Source organism: Thermaurantiacus tibetensis (assembly GCF_015354055.1).
Classification (GTDB): Bacteria; Pseudomonadota; Alphaproteobacteria; order Sphingomonadales; family Sphingomonadaceae; genus Thermaurantiacus; species Thermaurantiacus tibetensis.
On sequence record NZ_JACHTM010000001.1, the window covers coordinates 359,055 to 379,408 of the forward strand.

At 72.1% G+C, this 20,354-nt stretch carries 20 protein-coding genes; 8 read left to right on the top strand and 12 right to left on the bottom strand.

Annotation, left to right across the window (positions count from 1 at the left end; genetic code table 11):
• Positions 1–98 precede the first annotated feature (98 nt).
• From hflK to H3H34_RS01840, 4 genes are all read left to right on the top strand, one after another.
• A complete protein-coding gene (hflK, locus tag H3H34_RS01825; RefSeq protein WP_194744057.1) occupies positions 99–1,220 on the top strand; it encodes an FtsH protease activity modulator HflK in 1,122 nt (373 codons plus the stop codon).
• Positions 1,217–2,065, top strand: coding sequence for a protease modulator HflC (gene hflC, locus H3H34_RS01830; protein ID WP_194743550.1), 849 nt, complete (start codon positions 1,217–1,219; stop codon positions 2,063–2,065). Before hflK ends, hflC begins: the two co-directional genes overlap by 4 nt.
• A gap of 65 nt (positions 2,066–2,130) precedes the next feature.
• On the top strand, positions 2,131–3,654 hold the full coding sequence (locus H3H34_RS01835) for a Do family serine endopeptidase (RefSeq protein ID WP_194744058.1): 1,524 nt from the start codon (positions 2,131–2,133) through the stop codon (positions 3,652–3,654).
• Positions 3,655–3,696: 42 nt separating this feature from the next.
• Entirely contained in the window at positions 3,697–5,220 is a 1,524-nt protein-coding gene (locus H3H34_RS01840; protein ID WP_194743551.1) for a helicase HerA-like domain-containing protein, read from the top strand.
• Here the strand turns inward: H3H34_RS01840 and H3H34_RS01845 are convergent.
• The 5 genes from H3H34_RS01845 to H3H34_RS01865 all read right to left on the bottom strand — a co-directional run bounded on the left by H3H34_RS01845 (position 5,217) and on the right by H3H34_RS01865 (position 10,760).
• A complete protein-coding gene (locus H3H34_RS01845; RefSeq protein WP_328830967.1) occupies positions 5,217–6,077 on the bottom strand; it encodes an inositol monophosphatase family protein in 861 nt (286 codons plus the stop codon). The two genes, H3H34_RS01840 and H3H34_RS01845, sit on opposite strands and share 4 nt — an antisense overlap.
• Entirely contained in the window at positions 6,070–7,422 is a 1,353-nt protein-coding gene (locus H3H34_RS01850) for a TldD/PmbA family protein (RefSeq protein ID WP_194743552.1), read from the bottom strand. Before H3H34_RS01850 ends, H3H34_RS01845 begins: the two co-directional genes overlap by 8 nt.
• A 19-nt stretch (positions 7,423–7,441) precedes the next feature.
• Entirely contained in the window at positions 7,442–8,347 is a 906-nt protein-coding gene (gene ubiA, locus H3H34_RS01855) for a 4-hydroxybenzoate octaprenyltransferase (RefSeq protein ID WP_194743553.1), read from the bottom strand.
• A 343-nt stretch (positions 8,348–8,690) separates the two neighbouring features.
• Entirely contained in the window at positions 8,691–8,921 is a 231-nt protein-coding gene (locus tag H3H34_RS01860) for a hypothetical protein (RefSeq protein ID WP_194743554.1), read from the bottom strand.
• Between the two features lie 72 nt (positions 8,922–8,993).
• Entirely contained in the window at positions 8,994–10,760 is a 1,767-nt protein-coding gene (locus H3H34_RS01865; protein WP_408033946.1) for a fatty acyl-AMP ligase, read from the bottom strand.
• A gap of 138 nt (positions 10,761–10,898) precedes the next feature.
• Between H3H34_RS01865 and H3H34_RS01870 the strand changes: the two genes are divergently transcribed.
• Complete coding sequence (locus H3H34_RS01870) at positions 10,899–11,450, top strand: RecX family transcriptional regulator (RefSeq protein ID WP_194743555.1); 552 nt, start codon at positions 10,899–10,901, stop codon at positions 11,448–11,450.
• Positions 11,451–11,470: 20 nt separating this feature from the next.
• Here the strand turns inward: H3H34_RS01870 and H3H34_RS01875 are convergent, their stop codons facing one another.
• Together H3H34_RS01875 and hisC are read right to left on the bottom strand one after the other, a co-directional pair.
• The gene (locus tag H3H34_RS01875) at positions 11,471–12,379 is read right to left on the bottom strand and encodes a prephenate/arogenate dehydrogenase family protein (protein ID WP_194743556.1); all 909 of its coding nucleotides are present in this window, start codon (positions 12,377–12,379) and stop codon (positions 11,471–11,473) included.
• On the bottom strand, positions 12,379–13,485 hold the full coding sequence (gene hisC / locus H3H34_RS01880) for a histidinol-phosphate transaminase (RefSeq protein ID WP_194743557.1): 1,107 nt from the start codon (positions 13,483–13,485) through the stop codon (positions 12,379–12,381). Before hisC ends, H3H34_RS01875 begins: the two co-directional genes overlap by 1 nt.
• A 79-nt stretch (positions 13,486–13,564) precedes the next feature.
• Between hisC and metX the strand changes: the two genes are divergently transcribed.
• The gene (metX, locus tag H3H34_RS01885) at positions 13,565–14,680 is read left to right on the top strand and encodes a homoserine O-acetyltransferase MetX (protein ID WP_194743558.1); all 1,116 of its coding nucleotides are present in this window, start codon (positions 13,565–13,567) and stop codon (positions 14,678–14,680) included.
• The gene (metW, locus tag H3H34_RS01890) at positions 14,677–15,279 is read left to right on the top strand and encodes a methionine biosynthesis protein MetW (protein WP_194743559.1); all 603 of its coding nucleotides are present in this window, start codon (positions 14,677–14,679) and stop codon (positions 15,277–15,279) included. The genes metX and metW overlap by 4 nt, the downstream gene beginning before the upstream one ends.
• 4 nt (positions 15,280–15,283) lie before the next feature.
• Here metW and H3H34_RS01895 read toward each other — a convergent pair whose 3' ends face one another.
• The gene (locus tag H3H34_RS01895; RefSeq protein ID WP_194743560.1) at positions 15,284–15,661 is read right to left on the bottom strand and encodes a DUF3597 domain-containing protein; all 378 of its coding nucleotides are present in this window, start codon (positions 15,659–15,661) and stop codon (positions 15,284–15,286) included.
• A 62-nt stretch (positions 15,662–15,723) separates the two neighbouring features.
• Positions 15,724–16,668, bottom strand: a complete 945-nt coding sequence (locus tag H3H34_RS01900; protein WP_235945238.1) for a hydroxymethylglutaryl-CoA lyase — start codon at positions 16,666–16,668, stop codon at positions 15,724–15,726.
• 64 nt (positions 16,669–16,732) lie between these two features.
• Between H3H34_RS01900 and H3H34_RS01905 the strand changes: the two genes are divergently transcribed.
• Complete coding sequence (locus tag H3H34_RS01905) at positions 16,733–17,893, top strand: CaiB/BaiF CoA transferase family protein (protein ID WP_194743561.1); 1,161 nt, start codon at positions 16,733–16,735, stop codon at positions 17,891–17,893.
• 24 nt (positions 17,894–17,917) lie between these two features.
• Here the strand turns inward: H3H34_RS01905 and H3H34_RS01910 are convergent, their stop codons facing one another.
• From H3H34_RS01910 to H3H34_RS01920, 3 genes are all read right to left on the bottom strand, one after another.
• Positions 17,918–18,418 (bottom strand): DUF2306 domain-containing protein, encoded by a 501-nt coding sequence (locus H3H34_RS01910; protein ID WP_194743562.1) that lies wholly within the window; start codon positions 18,416–18,418, stop codon positions 17,918–17,920.
• A gap of 77 nt (positions 18,419–18,495) precedes the next feature.
• Positions 18,496–19,677 (bottom strand): vWA domain-containing protein, encoded by a 1,182-nt coding sequence (locus tag H3H34_RS01915; protein WP_194743563.1) that lies wholly within the window; start codon positions 19,675–19,677, stop codon positions 18,496–18,498.
• Positions 19,677–20,306 carry a hypothetical protein gene (locus tag H3H34_RS01920; RefSeq protein WP_194743564.1) on the bottom strand — a complete coding sequence of 210 codons (630 nt, stop codon included), beginning with the start codon at positions 20,304–20,306 and terminating at the stop codon, positions 19,677–19,679. Before H3H34_RS01920 ends, H3H34_RS01915 begins: the two co-directional genes overlap by 1 nt.
• Positions 20,307–20,354 lie beyond the last annotated feature (48 nt).

Sequence of the window (20,354 nt, forward strand, 5' to 3'; positions counted from 1 at the left end):
CTCGCAATCGCCGGAGCCTCCGCCTATATCCCGCCGTGAACCGGCCGCAATGGGAGGCGCCGCGCGCGGCGCCGCACGCGGCGACTCGGGAGTGGTGGATGCCCTGGGAGAACAACGAGGACAGCGGCGACAAGGGCAGCGGCCGCAAGCGGAACCCCTGGGGAACGGGGGGTGACGGCGGCGGGCGCAGCCCCTGGGGCGCGCCCGGAGGCCGGCCCTCGCCCGGCCCGCGCGGCGACGACGGCCCGCCCCGCGGCGCCTCGACTCCCGACTTCGACGAGTTCATCCGCCGCAGCCAGGAGCGGCTCCGCGAGATGGCCGGCGGCGGCCGGCCGGGCACGCGCTTCGGCGGCGGCAGGCGCGGCGGGCCGCTTCCCGGCATCCCCTGGGCCTGGGTGGCGGGCGGCATCCTCCTCCTCGCCATCGGCTCGACCTCGGCCTACCGGATCAACGCCGGCGAGCGCGGCGTCGTCACCCGCTTCGGCCAGTATCACAAGACCTCGGGGCCCGGCTTCCACCTCAAGCTCCCCGCGCCGATCGACATGGTCACCAAGGTGCAGTTCGAGAACATCCGGACGACGGAGATCGGCTCGCCGCAGGGCACGTCCGAGAACCTGATGATCACCGGCGACCAGAACATCATCGACATCGCCTATGCCGTGCGGTGGCGGCTCTCGAACGCCGAGCAGTTTCTCTTCCAGATCAAGGACCCGGACGCGACCGTGCGGGACGTGACCGAAGCGGCCATGCGCGAGATGATCGGGCGCGCGACGCTCGACAACGCGATCGGTCCGGAGCGGGCGGCGATCGCCGAGGAAGTGGCGCAGCGTACCCAGGAGATCCTCGACAGCTACCGCGCGGGCATCCGCATCCAGGGCGTCGACATCCGCCAGGCGGATCCGCCGGCGGCCGTCGACGAGGCGTTCAAGGACGTTTCGGCCGCCCAGCAGGATGCGCAGCAGTTCCTGAACCAGGCCCGCGCCTATGCCCAGCAGGTGCAGGCGCAGGCCCAGGGCGCGACTGCGGCCTTCGACAAGGTCTACGAGGAGTATCGCCTCGCGCCAGAGGTGACGCGAAAGCGCATGTATCTCGAGACGATGGAACAGGTGCTCGGCAAGGTGGACAAGACGATCATCGAGGCGCCCGGGGTGCAGACCTATCTGCCGCTCTCCGAGCTGCAGCGTCGCGCCCAGGCCGCCCGCGCCGGAGGCGGGCAATGACCGCCCTGCCGCGTGGCGTGATGCTAGGCGGGGTGGTTCTCCTCGTCCTCCTCTTCCTGCTCGCGAACGCCGTCGTCCGCGTGCCGGAGGACCGGCAGGCGATCGGCATCCAGCTCGGCCGGCCGGTGTGGACGGTCAACACCTACAGGCCTGAGGAGCGCTTCGGCCAGACCGGGGCCGGCCTCGTCTTGAAGCTGCCGTTCGTCCAGGAGGTCCGGTTCGTCGACAAGCGCGTGCTCCCGCTCGACATCGCGCCCCAGACGGTGCTCTCGACCGACCAGCTGCGGCTCGTGGTCGATGCCTTCGCCCGCTTCCGCGTGGTGGACCCGGTGCGCATGTTCCAGACGGTCGGCACCGAGGAGCGGCTGGCCGACGAGCTGTCGCGCATCCTCACCTCGCGCCTCAGGAACGAGCTCGGCAAGCAGCGCTTCGACGTGCTCCTCTCGCCTGAGCGGGGGCAGATGATGGAGACGATCCAGGCGGCGGTGAACCGGTCGGCGGCGGCCTATGGCGCCGAGATCGTCGATGTCAGGATCAAGCGCGCCGACCTGCCGCCGGGCACGCCTCTCGAAGCCGCCTACGAGCGGATGCGCACGGCCCGGCAGGAGGAGGCGCTCACCATCCGCGCCCAGGGCGCCCGCGATGCGCAGATCATCCGCGCCGAGGCGGACGCGGCGGCCGCCCGCACCTACGCCGAGAGCTTCGGCAAGGACCCTGAGTTCTACGCCTTCTGGCGGGCCATGCAGGCCTACCGGACGACGTTCAACGACGGCAACGCCTCGGTGGTGCTCTCGCCCGACATGGAGTTCCTCCGGGAGTTCAACGGCCGGAGCGGACGCCGCTAGCCGTTCAGGCAGCGGCAACAGCCTTCGCGCGAAGGGCCGCCCGCCGAAAGGAAAGGACCCCAGCCATTCGCACTCTCGTCGTTTCCGGTCTTGTCTTCATCGCGGGCCTGGCTGCTCCTGCGCTCGGCCAGGCGTCGTCCCCACTTCCGTCGCCTGCGCCGGCACTTTCCCCGGCAGAGCCGCCCAATGGCGCGCCGCGAAGCTTCGCCGACCTCGCCGCCCGCCTTCAGCCCGCCGTGGTCAACATCTCCACCACCCAGAGGGTCGAGATCGGCCGGGCCTTCCCCCGCTTCGGTCCTGGCATGAGCATCGAGGAGCTGTTCCGGCGTTTCCAGGAGCAGCAGGGCGAGGGCGGCGAACCGGTGACCCGCGAGGCCACCTCGCTTGGCTCGGGCTTCCTCATCTCGCCCGATGGCTACATCGTCACCAACAACCACGTGATCTCGGGGCGCGACGGGCGCAGCCTTGTGGATTCGATCACCGTCACGCTCTCCGACCGGCGCGAGTTCAAGGCGCGCGTCATTGGCCGCGACCCCTTGTCCGACCTCGCCCTCCTCAAGATCGACGGGCGTGACCTGCCCTTCGTTCGCTTCGGCAACTCGCGGAGCCTGCGCGTCGGCGACTGGGTGCTCGCCATCGGTAACCCGTTCGGGCTTGGCGGCACGGTGACGGCCGGCATCGTCTCGGCGCTCCACCGCAACATCACCGGTGGCGGGGCCTATGACCGCTACATCCAGACGGATGCGTCGATCAACCAGGGGAACAGCGGTGGCCCGCTGTTCGACCTCTCGGGCAACGTCGTCGGCGTCAACACCGCGATCTTCTCGCCGACCGGCGGCAACGTGGGCGTGGGCTTCGCCATTCCGGCCGAGCTCGCCCAGCCGGTCATCGAGCAGCTGCGCACCGCGGGGCGCGTGCGCCGGGGCTACCTCGGTGTCCAGATCCAGCCGCTCTCGGCGCCGATCGCTGCCTCGCTCGGCCTGCCGAAGGACCGCGGCGAGATCGTCGCCGGAGTCGAGCCGAACGGGCCGGCGCAGAAGGCGGGCATCCGCCAGGGTGACGTCATCGTCGCGGTTGCCGGGCAGGAGGTGACGCCTGACAACACCCTCTCCTTCATCGTCGCCAACACGCCGATCGGTACGCGGGTGCCCGTGCAGCTCATCCGCGACGGCCAGAGGATCACGGTGACCGCCACCATCGGCGAGCGGCCGAGCGAAGCGGTGCTTCAGGGCGGGCAGGCCGACGAGCCCGAGGAGCGGGGTGGCAGGGGCGAGCCCGGAGCCGAGGCCGCCCGCCAGCAGCTGGGGCTCACCCTCCAGTCGATCACGCCCGAGATCCGCCAGCAGCTGCGCCTGCCCGAGTCGGTCGAGGGGCTCGTCATTGCCCGCGTGAACCCCTCGTCGAATGCCGCCGAGCAGGGTCTGCAGCGCGGCGACGTGGTGCTCTCGATCAACCAGCGGCCGGTGCGCACGCCCCAGGAGGCCGCGGCGATCGTCGCCGAGGCCCGCAAGGCCGGGCGCGACACCGTGCTGCTCCTCGTCCAGCGGGGGCCGGGCCCTGCCCGTTTCGTCGGCGTGAAGATGCGCTAGACGCGCAGGGACGAAGGCGGGCGGGCACGACCGGGGGCGGCGATGACAGACGGCATCTTCATCGGCAGGGGCGAGGAGCATCCGCAGCACCTGCTCCTCGCCCGGGCCAACCGCCACGGGCTCGTCGCGGGCGCGACCGGCACCGGCAAGACCGTCACGCTCCAGGTGCTGGCCGAGGGGTTCAGCCGCGCCGGGGTGCCCGTCTTCTTTCCCGACATGAAGGGCGATGTGGCGGGCATGGCGCTTCCCGGCTCGCCGCAGGCGAAGACTCACGAGGCCTTTACGAAGCGCGCCGCCGAGCTTGGCCTCGCGTCTTACGCCTATGCCGACAACCCGGTCGTGCTCTGGGACCTGTTCGGGCAGCAGGGCCACCCCGTCCGTACCACGGTTTCGGAAATGGGGCCGCTCCTGCTCGCCCGGCTCATGGGCCTGAACGACACCCAGGAGGGCGTGCTGAACGTCGCCTTCCGCTACGCCGACGAGCAGGGCCTCCTCGTCCTCGACCTCAAGGATCTGCAGCAGCTTCTGGCCCACTGCGCCGACAATGCCGCGGAGCTTGCCGCGCGCTACGGCAACGTGACCCGGCCGACGGTGGGGGCGATCCAGCGGCAGCTCCTCACCCTCGAGGCGCAGGGCGGCGCCAACTTCTTCGGGGAGCCTGCGCTCGACATCGCCGACATGATGGCCGTCGAGCCGGACGGGCGCGGGCGCATCAACATCCTGGCCGCCGACCGGCTGATGCAGGCGCCACGCCTCTATTCCACCTTCCTGCTGTGGCTGCTTTCCGAGCTTTTCGAGGAGCTGCCCGAGGTGGGGGACCCGGAGAAGCCGCGCCTCGTCTTCTTCTTCGACGAGGCGCACCTTCTCTTCGACGAGGCGCCCAAGGCCCTCCTCGAGCGAGTGGAGCAGGTGGTGCGCCTCATCCGCTCGAAGGGGGTTGGCGTCTACTTCTGCACGCAGAACCCCGTCGACATTCCGGATTCGGTTGCAGGCCAGCTCGGCAACCGGATCCAGCATGCGCTCCGCGCCTTCACGCCGAAGGACCAGAAGGCGGTGCGCGCGGCCGCCGAGACCTTCCGCCCGAACCCGAAGGTGGACGTGCGCCAGGCGATCACCGAGCTTCGGGTGGGCGAGGCCTTGGTCTCCGTGCTCGACGCGAAGGGTGCGCCCACGCCCGTCGAGCGCACGCTCGTCGCCCCGCCGGTGGGCCGCGTGGGACCGCTCACCGAGGCCGAGCGCAAGGTGCTCTTGGCCTCTTCTCCGGTTGCCGGCCGCTACGAAGAAGTCGTGGATCGCGAGTCGGCGTACGAGATCCTCCTGGCGCGCGCCGAGGCCCGCAATGCCGAGGCGGAGGCCGCGAAGGCCGCGAAGGAGGCCGAACGGGCCGCCCGCGAGCGGGCGAGAGCCGAGGCGGCCGCGGCGCGCGCCCACCGCCAGTCGCCGAGGGGTCGTGCCGAGGCAGAGCTCGCCCGGGTCGCCACTTCGGTCGGGCGGAGCATGGCGAACCAGGTCGGCCGCAGCCTGGTCAGGGGGTTGCTCGGCGGCCTGTTCGGCGGCCGGCGCTAGCCCTCCTGCCGTTCTGCCGGGCCGTCGCGCTCGATCCTCACCTCCATCCGCTTCAGCGCCGCGCGCGCCTCGGTCAGCCGGTCGAGGAGCGGCGCGTGGAGCGCCGGCGTTGCCGCGACGATCCCCAGCATCTCGGGCTCCGGCTTGTTGAAGGCGAAGGGCGCGCCCTCGCGGTCGGTGATGCGGCCGCCGGCCGCCTCGAGGACAAGGCTTGCAGCCGCCACGTCCCACTCGTTCGTCATCCGCGCATCGACCAGCCCGTCGGCAGCGCCGCTTGCCACCATCGCGATCCGGAGCGCCATGCTGTTGGGCTTCGGCACGGCTTCCGCTGGCCAGGGGCGCTCCCACAGCCGGGCCGCGACGAACTGCGGGTCCACCGGCAGCCGCATGCCCGACTCGTCCTCGCGGCCCGAGACGCGGATGGGCGCGCCGTTGAGCGTCGCACCGTCGCGTGTTGCGACATAGACATGGCCGAGCGCCGGGGCAGCCAGCACGCCCAGCACCACCTCGCCATCGACGGCAAGGGCGACCGAGACGGCCCAGCCGTCGCGGCCGCGGGCATAGTCCCGCGTGCCGTCGATCGGGTCCACCACCCAGAGGGCCCGAGCCTCGAGACGGGCGAGCGAGTCCGCCGTCTCCTCCGAAAGCCAGCCGTAGCCGGGCCGCGCCCCCAGGAGCCGCTCGCGCAGCAGGGCATCCACCTCGAGGTCGGCGGTCGTCACCGGGTCGCTCGCGCCCTTCGCCCAGGTCTCGAAGCCGCGGGTCGAAAGCCACAGCGCATGGTCGGCGGCCTCGCGCGCTGCGCTCTCGGCGAGGAGCAGGTCCGCCATGGGGTCGAAGCAGAAGGGTTCAGGCACCGGCCACCATCATCCCGTCGATCCTGACCGTAGGGCTGTTGACTGCCCGCTCGAGCAGGAGGTCGTCGGCCGGCTCGAGCGCTTGGAACATGTCGAGGAGGTTGCCGGCGATCGTCATCTCGGTGACCGGCTCGGCCACGCGGCCGTCGCGGATGGCGAAGCCCGCAGCGCCCCGGCTGTAGTCGCCGGTGAGGCCGTTGACGCCCATGCCGATGAGCTCGGTGACGAGGAAGCCGAGCCGAATGTCGGCGATGAGGTCAGCGACGCTGCGCCTTCCGGCTTCGAGCCAGAGGTTGGTCGTGGCCACCCCGGGCGGGCCGCCGACGCCGCGGCTGGCATGGCCGGTCGGGTCCCGGCCGAGCTGGCGGGCGGAGGCCGAGTCGCAGAGGAAGGCGCCAAGCACGCCGTCGTCCACGAGCAGGGTCCGGCGGGTGGGGAGGCCCTCGCCATCGAAGGGGCGGGACCGCCGCCCGCGCGGGAGCAGTGGGTCATCGATGATGCGGATGCCGGGCCGGAACAGGCGCTCGCCCTCGCGGTCGAGGAGGAAGCTCGTCCTCCGCGCGATCGCGGGGCCTGCCATGGCGCCTGCCAGATGGCCGAGGAGGCTTGAGGCCACCCGCCGGTCGAGGACGACGGGCATGGGCCCGGTCGGCAGGCGCGTGGCCCCGAGCCGGGCCACGGCGCGCTCGCCCGCCGAGCGGCCCACCGCCCCGGGCGCGGCGAGATCGGCGAGGTGGTGCGCGTCGGTCCAGTCATAGTCGCGCTGCCGCCCCTCGCCCTCGCCGGCGATGGCAACCGCCGAGACCGAGCAGGCGCTGGCGCGCTGGGCGCCGGCAAAGCCGTGGCTCGTCGCCAGCGCGGCCACGCTGACCCCGGCCGAGGCGGTTGCGCCCTCGGTCGAGGAGACGCCGGGCACGGCACGCGCGGCAGCCTCCGCGGCCTCGGCCAGTGCGCGGAGCGATTCGGCCGACAGCATCTCCGCGTCCGGATCGAAGAGGTCGAGTTGGGGGAAGGGCGGGCGGGCAAGCAGCTGTGCGGGCGCAAGCCCCGCGTAGGGGTCCTCGGGGGCAAGCCGCGCCATCGCGAGCGCCCGCTCCGCTGCCTCGGCCAGCGCGCGCGCCGTGAAGTCGGAGGTGGAGACCTGCGCCGAACGGGCGCCCACGAACACCCGGAGGCCGAGCTCGGTGCCCTCGGAGCGGGTCGCGTCCTCGAGCACGCCCATGCGGATGGTGACCGACTGCGACGCCTCGCCGATGACGACGGCGTCGGCCGCATCCGCGCCGGCTGCGCGGGCGGCCGCAACCGCGCGGGCCACGGCGTCGAGCGCTTCGGCCTCGCTCAGCACGGTGACTTCTCCGCCTCCGTCACCACGGGCGCGCGGGCATGGGCAGGGCGACGGCGAAGGCGCCAGCGAGCAGGAAGCCCGTCGTCACGTTGCTGCGGAAGCGCGCGAGCGCGTTCTCGACCGAGTCGGGGGAGAAGGTGGCCGCCTGCCAGCCGAGGTGAAGCGCGGCGGGCACGAGCGCCACGAGCACCAGCGGGTCAGGCCGGACGAGCCAGAGGGCAAGGCCGACGAAAGCGATGCAGGCGGCGTAGAAGAGAGCGACCGCCGGCCGCAGCTGCCTGCCCAGCCGCCGCGCGCTCGAGCGGATGCCGGCGAGCGCATCGTCCTCCCGGTCCTGCGCGGCGTAGATGCTGTCGTAGCCGAGCGTCCAGAAGACGAGGCCGGCATAGGCGGCCGCCAGGGCCAGGGGCGGCGCCGGGTCGGTGCCGCAGGCCCAGCCGACGAGGAGGCCCCAGTTGAAGGTGAGGCCAAGCCACGCCTGCGGCCACCAGGTGATGCGCTTCATGAAGGGATAGGCTGCAACGGGCCCGAGCGACGCGAGCGCGACGAGCTGCGCCCGCTCGGGCAGGCGGAGAAGCACGAGGAGGCCGACGAGCGCGAGGCCCACGAGGAAGGCCCATGCCGCGGGCACGGAAATGGCGCCGCTTGCCACCGGGCGCGCTGCCGTGCGGGCGACGCGCGAGTCGAGGTCGCGGTCGACGATGTCGTTGTAGACGCAGCCGGCCGACCGCATCGCGACCGCGCCGACGAGGAACCAGGGCAGCAGGGCCATCGCCTTCCAGTCCTGGGCGAGCGCCAGGCCCATGGCGCAGGGCCAGAACAGGAGCCAGAAGCCAGCGGGGCGGTCGAACCGGGCAAGACGGGCGTAGAGGCGCGCCCGCGCCGGCAGCCAGTCCACCCAGCTTCTGACCGCATCAGGAGTCATCGCCGCTGCCCTAGTGGCGCAGCCCGCCGCCGGCAACGCGGCCCGTGGCGCTGGCGTCAGAACAGCCGGCCGAGGATGAGGGAGAGCGCCTGCCTGCGACCGGAAGGGCCCGACCTCGGCGAACCCGCGGCGGAACACGCGGGAGGGAGCGCGGCGGCACGCATGGTCTCGCCGATCCCGACGTCGGTGCGCCACGCGATCCCGGTGCCGGGGAGGGTCCGGTCGGGGTCGGCGCGCCCCCCGCCGGACGCGTCGTGCCAGCCGGAGCCGCTGGCAAGGGTGCGGCCGAAGTGGAAGACGGTTGCCTCGGCTGGGTCCCCGGTCGCGGGGCAGGCGCTTCGGGTCAGGCGGGTGGCCCGCCGCTTCGGGTCAGGCGGGTGGCCCGCCGACCGGTCAGGCGCGCGGCGATCTGCCGGGCGGGGACGGCCCCGCGGTCGTCGATCTCGACGAAGGCGCGCCGGGGCTGCGGGGCGGGTGCACGCGCCGCGCGGGGAGCGCGATGCGCCTGCCACGCCGCCTCGTCGAGCGGCAGCCGCCGCAGCCGGCGTAGCCAGGCGCGCGGGGAGCGCGGCACGGAGCGAGGCCAGCCTGCGGACCGGGAACCGGCCGCGCGCCGCCGCCTGCATGGCCCCCTTGCCCGGCGCGCTCAGGCGGCGCGGTCGAGGGGCACGATCTCGCCGGCGAGGTAGAGCGCGCGGGCCTTGGAGCGGCTGAGCTTGCCCGAGGTCGTGCGCGGGAGCGTCTTCGGCGGCACGAGCTCGACGATGCAGCGCATGCCGGTCAGCTGCCGGACCTTGGCGCGGATGACCTCCTTCAGGCGGGTGCGCTCGGCCGGGTCGGAGGCGCGGCACTGGACGAGGACGGCGGGCGCTTCCTCGCCGCTCGGCAGGGTGATGGCGAAGGCGGCGATGTCGCCCGGCTTGAAGCCCTCGAGCTGCTCGATCGCCCACTCGATGTCCTGCGGCCAGTGGTTCCGGCCGTTCAGGATGATCATGTCCTTGGCCCGGCCGACGATGAACAGGTGGTCGCCGATCATGTAGCCCATGTCGCCGGTGTCGAGCCAGCCGTCCGCACCGAGGCAGGCCCGCGTCGCCTCCTCGTTGCGGAAGTAGCCCACCATCAGGCTGGGGCCGGAGACGAACACCTTGCCGATCTCCCGGTCGGGAAGCCGCCGGCCTTCGTCATCGCGGATCTCGACCCGGTGCCCGGCGATCGGCACGCCGCAGTCGACGATCGCCCGGTAGCGCACCGGCCGGTCGGGGCTGGAGGCGGCAGGTTCCCCGGTTGCGCCCGAAAGCCGGCGCTCGTCCACGAGGTCGCAGACGATGCCCTGGCCTTCGGGCGCGATGGTGACGGCAAGAGTCGCCTCGGCCAGGCCGTAGCTGGGCGTGAAGGCCTTGGCGTCGAAGCCGGCATCGGCGAAGGCATCGACGAAGGCCTGGCAGATGTCGGGGCGGATCATGTCGGCGCCGTTGCCGGCAAGGCGCCAGCGCGACAGGTCGAACTTGGCCTTGACGTCGGACTGGGTCGAGATGCGGCGTGCGCAGATGTCGTAGCCGAAGCTCGGCGAGTAGCTGATGGTGGTGCCCGGGTTGCGGCTGATGAGGGTGAGCCAGGAGAGCGGCCGGCGCGCGAAATCCTCGGTCGAGATGTAGTCGACCGAAAGCTGGCCGGCCATGGGGGCGAGCATGCAGCCGACGAGGCCCATGTCATGGTACCAGGGCAGCCACGAGACGCAGCGGTCGCCCTCGCGCACGCGGATGGCGGAGTCCTGTCCGCGCAGGTTGGCGAGCACCGCCCGATGGGTCACGGCAACCCCGTGGGGGAAGCGGGTCGAGCCGCTCGAATACTGGAGATAGGCCACCGCATCCGGGTCGGGCGCGGGAAGCGGCGCGTCGCTCTGGGCAAGGGCTTCGAACTGCCGCCACGACAGGGCCGGGCAGAGGCCGGCGGCCGCTTCGGCGACCATCTCGAGCAGCCCCTCGGGCGAGACCGCGAGCGCCGGCTCGGCGCTCGCCATCTGCTGGCGCAGCTGGTCGATGAAGCTCGCGCGCCCGCCGAACGAGGTGGGAAGCGGCAGCGGCACCGGGAGCACGCCGGCGTAGAGCGCACCGAAGAAGTGGGCGGCAAAGTCCGGCCCGGTCTCGGCGAGAAGCGCCACGCGCGCACCCGGCGCGATGCCGAGCCCGCGGAGCCGGCGGGCGACGGCCAGCGCATCCTCGCGCATCTCGCGGTAGGGGTAGGCACGCACGAGGTTGGCGCGCGCGTCATGGAAGTTGAAGCCGGTCCGCCCGGTCGCGGCATAGTCGAGCGCGTGGCAGAGCGTCGGGAAATCGCCGCGGATGGGGGGAATGCCGCTCGCAAGCGGCGTTGGCCCGGGAATCGTTGCAAGGTCGCTCGTCATCGGATCCATCGTCGGAAACTGCACCCCCGCCGTCCTGTCCGTCCCTGAAACGCGGCCCGGCGGTGCGAGGCCGGCCGCGCAAGACCCGCCGTCTTCTGCCGCGGGTCGTCGTTCAAAAGGCGTCACAACTGTGGCAGCAAGGTGGCCATGACGCAACCGCGCGTGCGCAAGCCCCCGCCGCCCTTCGACTCCGAGGCCCTCGAACGCGCAGCCCTGCGCTATGTCGAACGCTTCCAGACGACGCGCGCCCGGCTGGTTCGGCACCTGGCTGCGAAACTGCGTCTGCGCGGCTGGGAAGGGGCGGCCCCGCCCGACCTCGAGGGGCTGGCCGACCGGCTGGCGGCCCGCGGCTTCATCGACGAGGCGGCCTATGCGGAGGCGCGGGCACGCGGCATGAAGGCACGCGGGCTTGGGCCAAGGCGCATCGCCGCGCGCCTGCGGGCCGATGGCGTCGCCGTGGCGGAGCCTCCCGGGCTGGACGCCGGCGAGGCTGCCGAACACCCGGACGAGGCCGAGCGGCTGGCGCTCGCCTTCGCGCGCCGCCGCAGGCTCGGCCCCTTCGGACCGCCCGCGGCCGACCCGCGCGCGCGGGCCCGGCAGATGGCGGCGATGCTGCGCGCCGGCCATGCCCCCGACCTTGCCGTCCGCATCCTCGCCCTTCCGGCCGAGGAGGCCGAGCGGCTGCTGGGGGACTCCTGAGGCGCCGCCGCGGCGCCGGCTCAGTGGCTTCGGCCGAAGTCGGGGGCGGGCGTGTCCTGGCCTGCGTCCACGATGGCCCGGCGGATCGCCCGGCTCGCCTCGAAGCGGCGGTAGAGCGTCTCGCCGTCGCCCCAGCGGATGGCGCGCTGGAGCGCGGCGAGATCCTCCGAGAAGCGCGCCAGCATCTCGAGCACGGCGTCGCGGTTCATCAGGAACACGTCGCGCCACATGGTCGGGTCGGAGGCGGCAATCCGGGTGAAGTCGCGGAAGCCCCCGGCGGAATATTTGATGACTTCCGCCTTGGTCACCTCCTCGAGGTCGGATGCGGTGCCGACGATGGAGTAGGCGATGAGGTGCGGCAGGTGGCTGGTGATGGCGAGCACCAGGTCATGGTGGCGGGCATCCATCCGCTCGACCCTGGCGCCGAGCCCGGTCCAGAAGGCCTCCAGCCGTCCGAGCACCTCCGGGTCGGTGCCGTCGGGCGGCGTGAGGATGCACCAGCGCCCCTCGAAGAGGCTGGCGAAGCCTGCCTCGGGCCCCGAGCGCTCGGTGCCGGCAACCGGGTGGCCGGGCACGAAGTGGACGCCCGCCGGCACGAGGTCTCCGAGCGCGTCGATCACCGCCTGCTTCGACGAGCCGACGTCGGTCAGCACCGCGCCCGGCGCGAGCGCCTCGCGGACCGCCTCGCCGACCGCCCGCATCGCGCCGAGCGGCACCGCGAGCACCACCAGGTCGGCGCCGCGCGCGGCCGCGGCGGCGGTCTCGGCCACCTCGTCCACGAGCCCGAGCCGCCGCACCGTCTCGCACACGTCGGCGTCCCGGTCGTGGCCGGCGAGCGCCACGCCGGGCATGCGGGCGCGGACCGCACGCGCGATCGACGAGCCGATGAGGCCGAGGCCGATGAGCGCAACCCGACGGAACGGCGGCATCAGGCTGCGAGCCTTTCGAGGCTTGCGATCACGCGGCCCGTCTCCGCGTGCGTGCCGACGCTGATCCGGAGCGCGTGCGGCAGGCCCTGCCCGGGAAGATGCCGCACGAGGATGCCATCGGCCTCGAGCCCGGCCTTGAGCGCCGGCGCGGCGAGCGGCCCCTCCTCGGGGCACATCAGGAGGACGAAGTTGGCGTGGCTCGGCACTGCGCGGAGGCCGCGGTTGCCGAGCGCGGCGATGGCCGCCTCGAGCCGCGCCCGCTCGGCGCGGTTGGACTCCCGGCAGCGCACCACCCACTCCTGGTCGGCAATCGCGGCCTCGGCCGCCGCCAGCCCCACGGTCGAGACGGGGAAGGGGGTTCGCACCCGGTTGAGTGCGGCCACCACCGCCGCCGGCCCGGTGCCCCAGCCGACGCGAAGGCCGCCCAGGCCGTAGATCTTGGAAAATGTGCGGGTGACGACGACGTTGGGCGCCGTGCGGGCGAGGTCGAGCGCGCCGTCCGGGTCGGGGTCGTCGAGATACTCGGCATAGGCCTGGTCGACGACAAGGAGGATGTCGGGCCGGAGCTGGCCGTGGAGGCGCAAGAGCTCGGCGCGCGGGATCATGGTGCCCGTCGGGTTGTTGGGGTTGGCGAGATAGACGATCCGGGTGTCGTCGCGGACGGTCGCGAGGATCGCGTCCACGTCGGCAGTGTAGTCGCGGTCGGGCGCGGCGAGCGGCTCGGCGCCTGCGCGGCGGGCGGCGATGGGGTAGACCATGAAGCCGTGGCGCACGTGGACCACGCTGTCGCCGGCGCGGCAGTAGATGAGCGGCAGCAGCTGGAGGATCTCGTCGGAGCCGGTGCCCACCACGATGCGCGCCGGGTCGAGCCGGTGGACGAAGCCGATGCGCTCGCGAAGCCGCGTCGCCGCGCCGTCCGGGTAGCGGTGGACGCCGTGGGCATGGGCGCGGACGGCCGCGACCGCAACGGGAGAGGGCCCCCAGGGGTTCTCGTTCGCCGAAAGCTTGAGCGGCTCGCCCACCCCCCTGAGCTTCGCCTCGCCGGGCGTGTAGGGGGCGATCGCCTCGATCCAGGGGTTGGCCTTGGGGGCCGGGGTGCCGGTCATGGCCCGGCCTTTCCCCGCCAGCGCCGGAAACGCAAGCTTTGCGGGGCCGGGCATGCCTGCTAGGCGCCACGCCCGTTCCATGAACGCGCCGCTCGCCCACCGCACGCTCCGGCTGCCGCACGATCTGCCGCTCGACAGCGGCCGCATCCTGCCGCGCCCGGTCATCGCCTACGAAACGCTCGGCACGCTCGCGCCCGATGGCGGCAATGCCATTCTCGTCTTCCATGCGCTGACCGGCGACCAGTATGTCGCCCAGGTCCATCCTTTGACCGGCAAGCCCGGCTGGTGGGCGAACATGGTGGGGCCGGAGAAGCCGATCGACCCGGCACGCCACTTCGTGATCTGCGCCAACGTCATCGGCGGCTGCATGGGAAGCGAGGGGCCGGCCAGCCCCAACCCGGCAACCGGGCGGCCGTGGGCCATCGACTTCCCCGTCATCACCATTGCCGACATGGTTCGCGCCCAGGTGGCCCTTCTCGATGCGCTCGGCATCGGCCGGCTGCTCGCCGTCATCGGCGGCTCGATGGGGGGGATGCAGGCCCTCCAGTTCGCGAGCGCCTACCCGGACCGCGCGCGCGCGGTCATCGCCATCGCCACGACGGCGCGCCACAGCGCCCAGAACATCGCGTTCCACGAGGTCGGCCGGCAGGCGATCATGGCCGACCCCGACTGGTGCGGCGGTCGCTTCCTCGAGGCCGGCCGGACTCCGGTGGCCGGCCTCGCCGTTGCCCGCATGGCCGCCCACATCACCTATCTCTCCGAGGCGGGGCTCACCGAACGCTTCGGCCGGCGGCTGCAGGAGCGCGACTCCGTCACCTTCGGCTTCGACGCGGACTTCCAGGTCGAGTCCTACCTCCGCCACCAGGGGCTGAGCTTCACGCGCCGGTTCGATGCCAATTCCTACCTCATCATCACCCGGGCGATGGACTATTTCGACCTCGCCCACGCCCACGGCGGTTCGCTTGCGGACGCCTTCCGGGGCGCAACTGCCCGCTTTGCGCTCGTCTCCTTCGACAGCGACTGGCTCTATCCCACGAGCGAATCGAAGCGCATCGTCCAGGCGCTCGTGGCCGCCGGCGCGCATGCGAGCTTCGTCGAGCTCAAGAGCCCACACGGCCACGACAGCTTTCTGCTCGAGGCGCCCGAGCTTGCCCGCCTCGTCGACGGCTTCCTCCGCGCCGTCGAGACGGCATGACGCCCCTTCCGCCCCGGCTTGCGGTCGTGGCCGGGCTCGTGCCGGAAGGTGCCACCGTGCTCGACGTCGGCTGCGCGGACGGGCGCCTGCTGCGCTACCTGCGCGACGCCAAGGGGGTGGACGGCCGCGGCATCGAGCTCGATCCCGAACGGGTCTCGGCGGCGCTCGCCCATGGCCTCTCGGTCGTCCAGGGCGATGCCGACCGCGACCTTGCCGACTTCCCGACCCAGTCGGTCGACTGCGCCATCCTCTCCGAGACGCTGCAGGCCACCCGCGCGCCGCACCTGGTGCTTGACCAGCTGCTCCGCATCGGCCGGCGGGCCATCGTGAGCTTCCCCAACTTCGGCCACTGGCGCGCAAGGCTTGCCCTGCTGCTCGGCGGGCGGATGCCCGTGACTCCGGCGCTGCCGGAGAGCTGGCACGAGACGGAGAACATCCACCTGTGCACCATCCGCGACTTCCGCGCGCTGGCCGAGGCGCGCGGCGCCCGAATCCTCTCCGAGACCTATCTTGCCGGCGACCGGCGGGTTCGCCTCCACCCCAACCTCATGGCGGACCACGCCATCCTGCTCCTGGGGCGGGCCGAGGCGCCTGGCTGACGGCTCAGACCCGCTCCTGCGCGAGCCGCTCCATCACCTTGCGGTGGAGCCACAGGTTCATCTCGGCCGAGCCGTCGAGCGCGCCGGTGTAGCCGAGATCCTGCGCCAGTTCCTTGCGCGCGGCGAGCGAGGAGTCCATGCCGACCAGCTTCATGAGATCGACGATCGAGGTCCGCCAGTTGTTGGGCTGGCCCCGCTTCTCGGCCATGTAGTCGAGCACCTTCTCGACATCGATCGGCTGCGGCTCGGGCGCCGGCGGCGCCGCAGGCACGGCCGCGGGCGCAGCCGCCGCGGGAGGCGGCGGCGGGGATGGTGGCGGGGCGATCTCCTTCGCCTCGGCGCTGCCGAAGATCGCATCCTTCAGCTTCGAGAACAGTCCCATCGGCGGTCTCCTTGCTCTCCCCGCGCCTTGCCTTGGGCGTATGACAGGCGCGTTGCAAGGCCTCAGGCGGCGCGGCGGAACCCGAGCGGCAGGCCGGCGTCCGGCACGAAGCCGTAGAGCGGCTCGCCGGGAAGCGCCTCGGCCAGCACGGCGCGCGCGCGGGCGAGGCCCTCCGGGTCGATCCCGGTCCTGAGCCCCATGGCTTCCAGCATGAAGACGAGATCCTCGGTCACGATGTTGCCCGAAGCGCCGGGCGCGAACGGGCAGCCGCCGAGCCCGCCCTGGCTCGAATCGAAGGTGGTCACCCCCACATCAAGCCCGGCCACCACGTTGGCAAGGCCAAGGCCGCGGGTGTTGTGGAGGTGAAGCCCGGTCATCCGCTCGGGGCCGATGGCGGCATGGACCGCCTTCACCAGCCGCCGGACCTGCGCCGGGTTGGCATAGCCCGAGGTGTCGGAGAGCCCCACCTCGTCGCAGCCGAGCGCGATGAGCCGTTCGGCAAGGGCCACCACCTTCGCCTCGGGCACCTCGCCTTCGAGCGTGCAGCCGAAGGCGGTCGAGACCGCGCCCTCGAACTGCGGGCGACGCTCGGCGGGCAGGGCGGAGAGGAGCTCGACGATCCGCGCCACTTCCCCGAACACCTGCTCGTGGGTGCGGCGGAGGTTCTTGAGGCTGTGCGTCTCGGAAGCCGAGAGCGGCAGGGTGAGCTTGTCGGCCCCGGCCGCGATCGCCGCTTCGGCCCCCTTGGCGTTGGGCACCAGCACGGCGACATGAAGGCCGGGGTGCTTCGCCTTGACCGCCCGCACCACCTCGGGCGTGTCGGCAAGCTGGGGCAGGAGATGCGCCGGCACGAAGCTCCCCACCTCGATCTCCCGAACGCCGGCCTCGACCAGCGCGTCGATCCAGGCGAGCTTCGCGGCCGTCGGCATGACCGGCTTGATCGACTGCAGCCCGTCGCGCGGGCCGACTTCCGAGACCAGCACGTCGATCCCGTCCATCATGCCCATCCGCTGCCCTTTCCAACGCCGGTTTGTCCGGACATATTGGCGGCTCAGGCATCAAGGAGCAAGAATGGGCGGACCGCTCGAGGGGATCCGGGTCGTCGAGTTTACCCACATGGTGATGGGGCCGGCAGCGGGGCAGATCCTCGCCGACCTCGGCGCCGAGGTGGTCAAGGTGGAGCCCCTTGGCGGGGATGCCACCCGCCGCCTGCTGGGTTCGGGCGCCGGCTATTTCCCCATGTACAACCGCGGCAAGCAGTCGATCTGCCTCGACCTCAAGCACCCCGCGGGGCTCGATGTCGCGCGCCGGCTGGCAGTTGCCTCCGACATCCTCGTCGAGAACTACCGCCCTGGCGCGATCGACCGGCTGGGCCTCGGTTGGGAGGCCTTGGCCCCGCTCAACCCGGGCCTCATCCACGTCTCCGAGAAGGGCTTCCTCGAAGGCCCCTACGCCGAGCGCACCGCGCTCGACGAGGTGGCGCAGATGATGGGCGGCCTTGCCTACATGACCGGGCCGCCCGGTCGCCCGCTCCGGGCGGGGGCCTCGGTCATCGACGTGGCAGGCGGCATGTTCTCGGTGATCGGCGCGCTGGCGGCACTCCACGAGCGGGCCCGCACCGGCCGCGGCCGGAAGGTGACGGCCGCCCTCTTCGAGACGACCGTCTTCCTCGTCGGCCAGCATATGGCCCAGAAGGCGGTGACGGGCGTGCCCGCCGCCCCCATGCCGGCGCGCATCTCCGCCTGGGCCATCTACGACGTGTTCGAGACGGCCGACGAGCCGCTGTTCCTCGGTGTCGTGACCGATGCGCTCTGGGAGAAGTTCTGCGCCCTGTTCGATCTCCCTGAGCTCTGGGCGCGGGAGGAGTGGCGCACCAACAACGCGCGGGTGAAGGCGCGCGACGAGATTCTGCCGGTGGTCCGTGCCCGGCTGAAGCAGTTCACCCGCGCCGAGCTCGTCGCGAGGCTCGAGGGCTCGGGGCTGCCCTTCGCACCCATCGGCAGGCCGGAAGACCTGTTCGAGGACCCGCACCTCCTCGCCTCGGGCGGGCTACAGCCGGTCACGCTCGAGGACGGCACGCTGACCCTCCTGCCGCTGGTGCCGGTCAGCCTCGATGGCGCGCGGCCGGCATCGTCTGGCGCGCTCCCTCGGCCCGGCGAGCACACGGATGCGATCCTCGCCCGCCTCGGGCTCGACCCGGCGCCGCTCCGCGCCGCGGGTGCAGTCGGCTGAGCGGCCAGCCGCGGGCCCGGCCGTTCAGCCAGCGCGGCCGCGGTAGCGGGCAAGCACGCCCGGTTTGCTCCGCTCGATCGTTCGCCAGGCCAGGATGTTGGCCGCCACCAGCGTTGCGAGGAACAGCCACCCGCCGGCGCCCTCGAGCCGGAGCGCGCCTGCCTTGGCGGCGGTGAGGAAGGCCTGCGAGGTGAGCGCGAGCAGGAGGCCGCCATAGGCCCAGGACATCGCGTAGTAATGGCCCTCGAGCCAGGAGCGGTCGCCGGTCGCGACCAGCTTCCAGATCGCGAACAGCCCGGCCGGCACGCCAAGGAGCGTGATGGCGCTGAAGACCAGGAACGGGGAAGGCCGCCCCTGCTCGACACTGATGGCCACGCCGGTGATGGCGACGGCCAGCATCAGCGTTGCGAACAGCCAGCCGCTGAAGCGGTGCGCGCGCGTGCCCTTGGGCCGCCACAGGACGGTGAAGCCGAGCGGCAGGGCGATGGCCGCAAGCAGGGTGTGAAGCCACATGAGCACCGTCATCGCGCGCCTCCGGACCGACCGGTTGCGAGCATGCAATGCCCTGGCGCGATCGGCAAGACGACCGGTTCGCCCGCTCCCTAGTGCGTGCGCGAGAGCGCCCGCATCGCCCGGTCGAGCCCCTCGAGCGTCAGGGGGAACATCCGGTCCCCCATCAGCGTCTTCATGATCTGGATCGACTGGGAGTGGGCCCAGTGCTGCTCAGGGATCGGGTTCAGCCACACGGCGGAGTGGTAGACGCTTGTCAGCCGCTCCATCCAGACCTGGCCGGCCTCCTCGTTCCAGTGCTCGACCGAGCCGCCGGGGTAGGTGATCTCGTAAGGCGACATCGAGGCATCGCCCACGAACACGAGCTTGTAGTCGTGGGGGTAGGTGTGCATCACCTCGAGGGTGGGCGTCCGCTCCGACCAGCGCCGCCGGTTGTCCTTCCACACCGCCTCGTAGGGGCAGTTGTGGAAGTAGAAATACTCGAGGTGCTTGAACTCCGAGCGCGCGGCCGAGAAGAGTTCCTCGCAGACCTTGACGTGCGGGTCCATCGAGCCGCCGACGTCGAGGAAGAGGAGCAGCTTGACGGCATTGTGCCGCTCGGGGCGCATCACGATGTCGAGGAAGCCCTGCTTCGCGGTGCCACGGATGGTGGCATCGAGGTCAAGCTCGTCTGCCGCGCCCTCGCGGGCGAATTTCCTGAGACGCCGGAGCGCCAGCTTGATGTTGCGCGTGCCGAGCTCGACCGAGGAGTCGAGGTTCCGGAACTCGCGCCGGTCCCACACCTTGATGGCACGGTTGTTGCGGTTCTCCTCCTGGCCGATGCGGACGCCCTCCGGGTTGTAGCCGTGGGCGCCGTAGGGGGAGGTGCCGGCGGTTCCGATCCACTTGCTGCCGCCCTGGTGCCGCCCCTTCTGCTCCTCGAGGCGCTTCTTCAGCGTCGCCATGATCTCCTCCCAGGAGCCGAGCGCGCGGATCTTCGCCATCTCCTCCTCGCTGAGGTGAAGCTCGGCGAGCTTGCGCAGCCATTCCTCGGGGATCTCGACCGCGCCGGTCTCGACCAGGGTCTCGATCCCCTTGAAGACCTTGCCGAACACCTGGTCGAAGCGGTCGAGAAGCGCCTCATCCTTCACGTAGATGCTGCGCGACAGATAGTAGAATTCCTCCACCCGCATTTCGATGACGCCGCTCCTCAGCGCCTCGAGCAGGAGCAGATGCTCCTTGAGCGAGACCGGGATGCGCGCTGCGCGCAGCTCGTCGAGAAAGGCCAGGAACATTACTGGAGCCTCACGTCAGAGACCGGCGCCCTGCGCTCGGCCGTGCGATCCCCGGAAGCCGCGGCGGCACCGGCCGGCGCGTCGACGGCCGCCACCCGCGGCGCCTTGCCGCCCGGGTCTTCGGCTTCGGTCGTCACCACCACGCGGGTCACCTCGGCGCCGTTCGGACGGTCCATGGCGACGACCGTGCTGCGGTCGCCGTCGCCGTGCCCTTGGTAGATGCGCACTGCCCTGCCGGGCGAGTCGACCCGCGTGGAGGGTGCAATCCCGGCCCTGCGGGCCGCTTGATCGTAGAAGGCGGCCACCTCGCCGAGCGGTGCGTCGGCCTCCATCACGGTCACGCTGCCGCGCGCGCCTCCGCCCATGGGCAGGCTGGTCACCCGGCTGACGATGCGGGCGCCGGGGTAGGCGGGCGCGAAGGCCGGAAGCGCGTCGGCGACGGTGGCCGTCACGCCGTCTCCCGTTGCCGTGAGGGTGCGGCCGTCTTCCGAAGCGACGATGGCCACGCCATCCCCGTGTTCCGCCTTGACCGTGACGGTGCCAGGCGAGTCGCAGCCGGCCAGCAGGGCCGCGCTGGCGACCGCCCACCCGGCCGCCGCCCTTGAGGAGAAGGCGAGGCACATCTGCATTCGGGTTGCCGCTCCTCTCACTTTCCAGCGCTCCGCCGGCGCAACTTC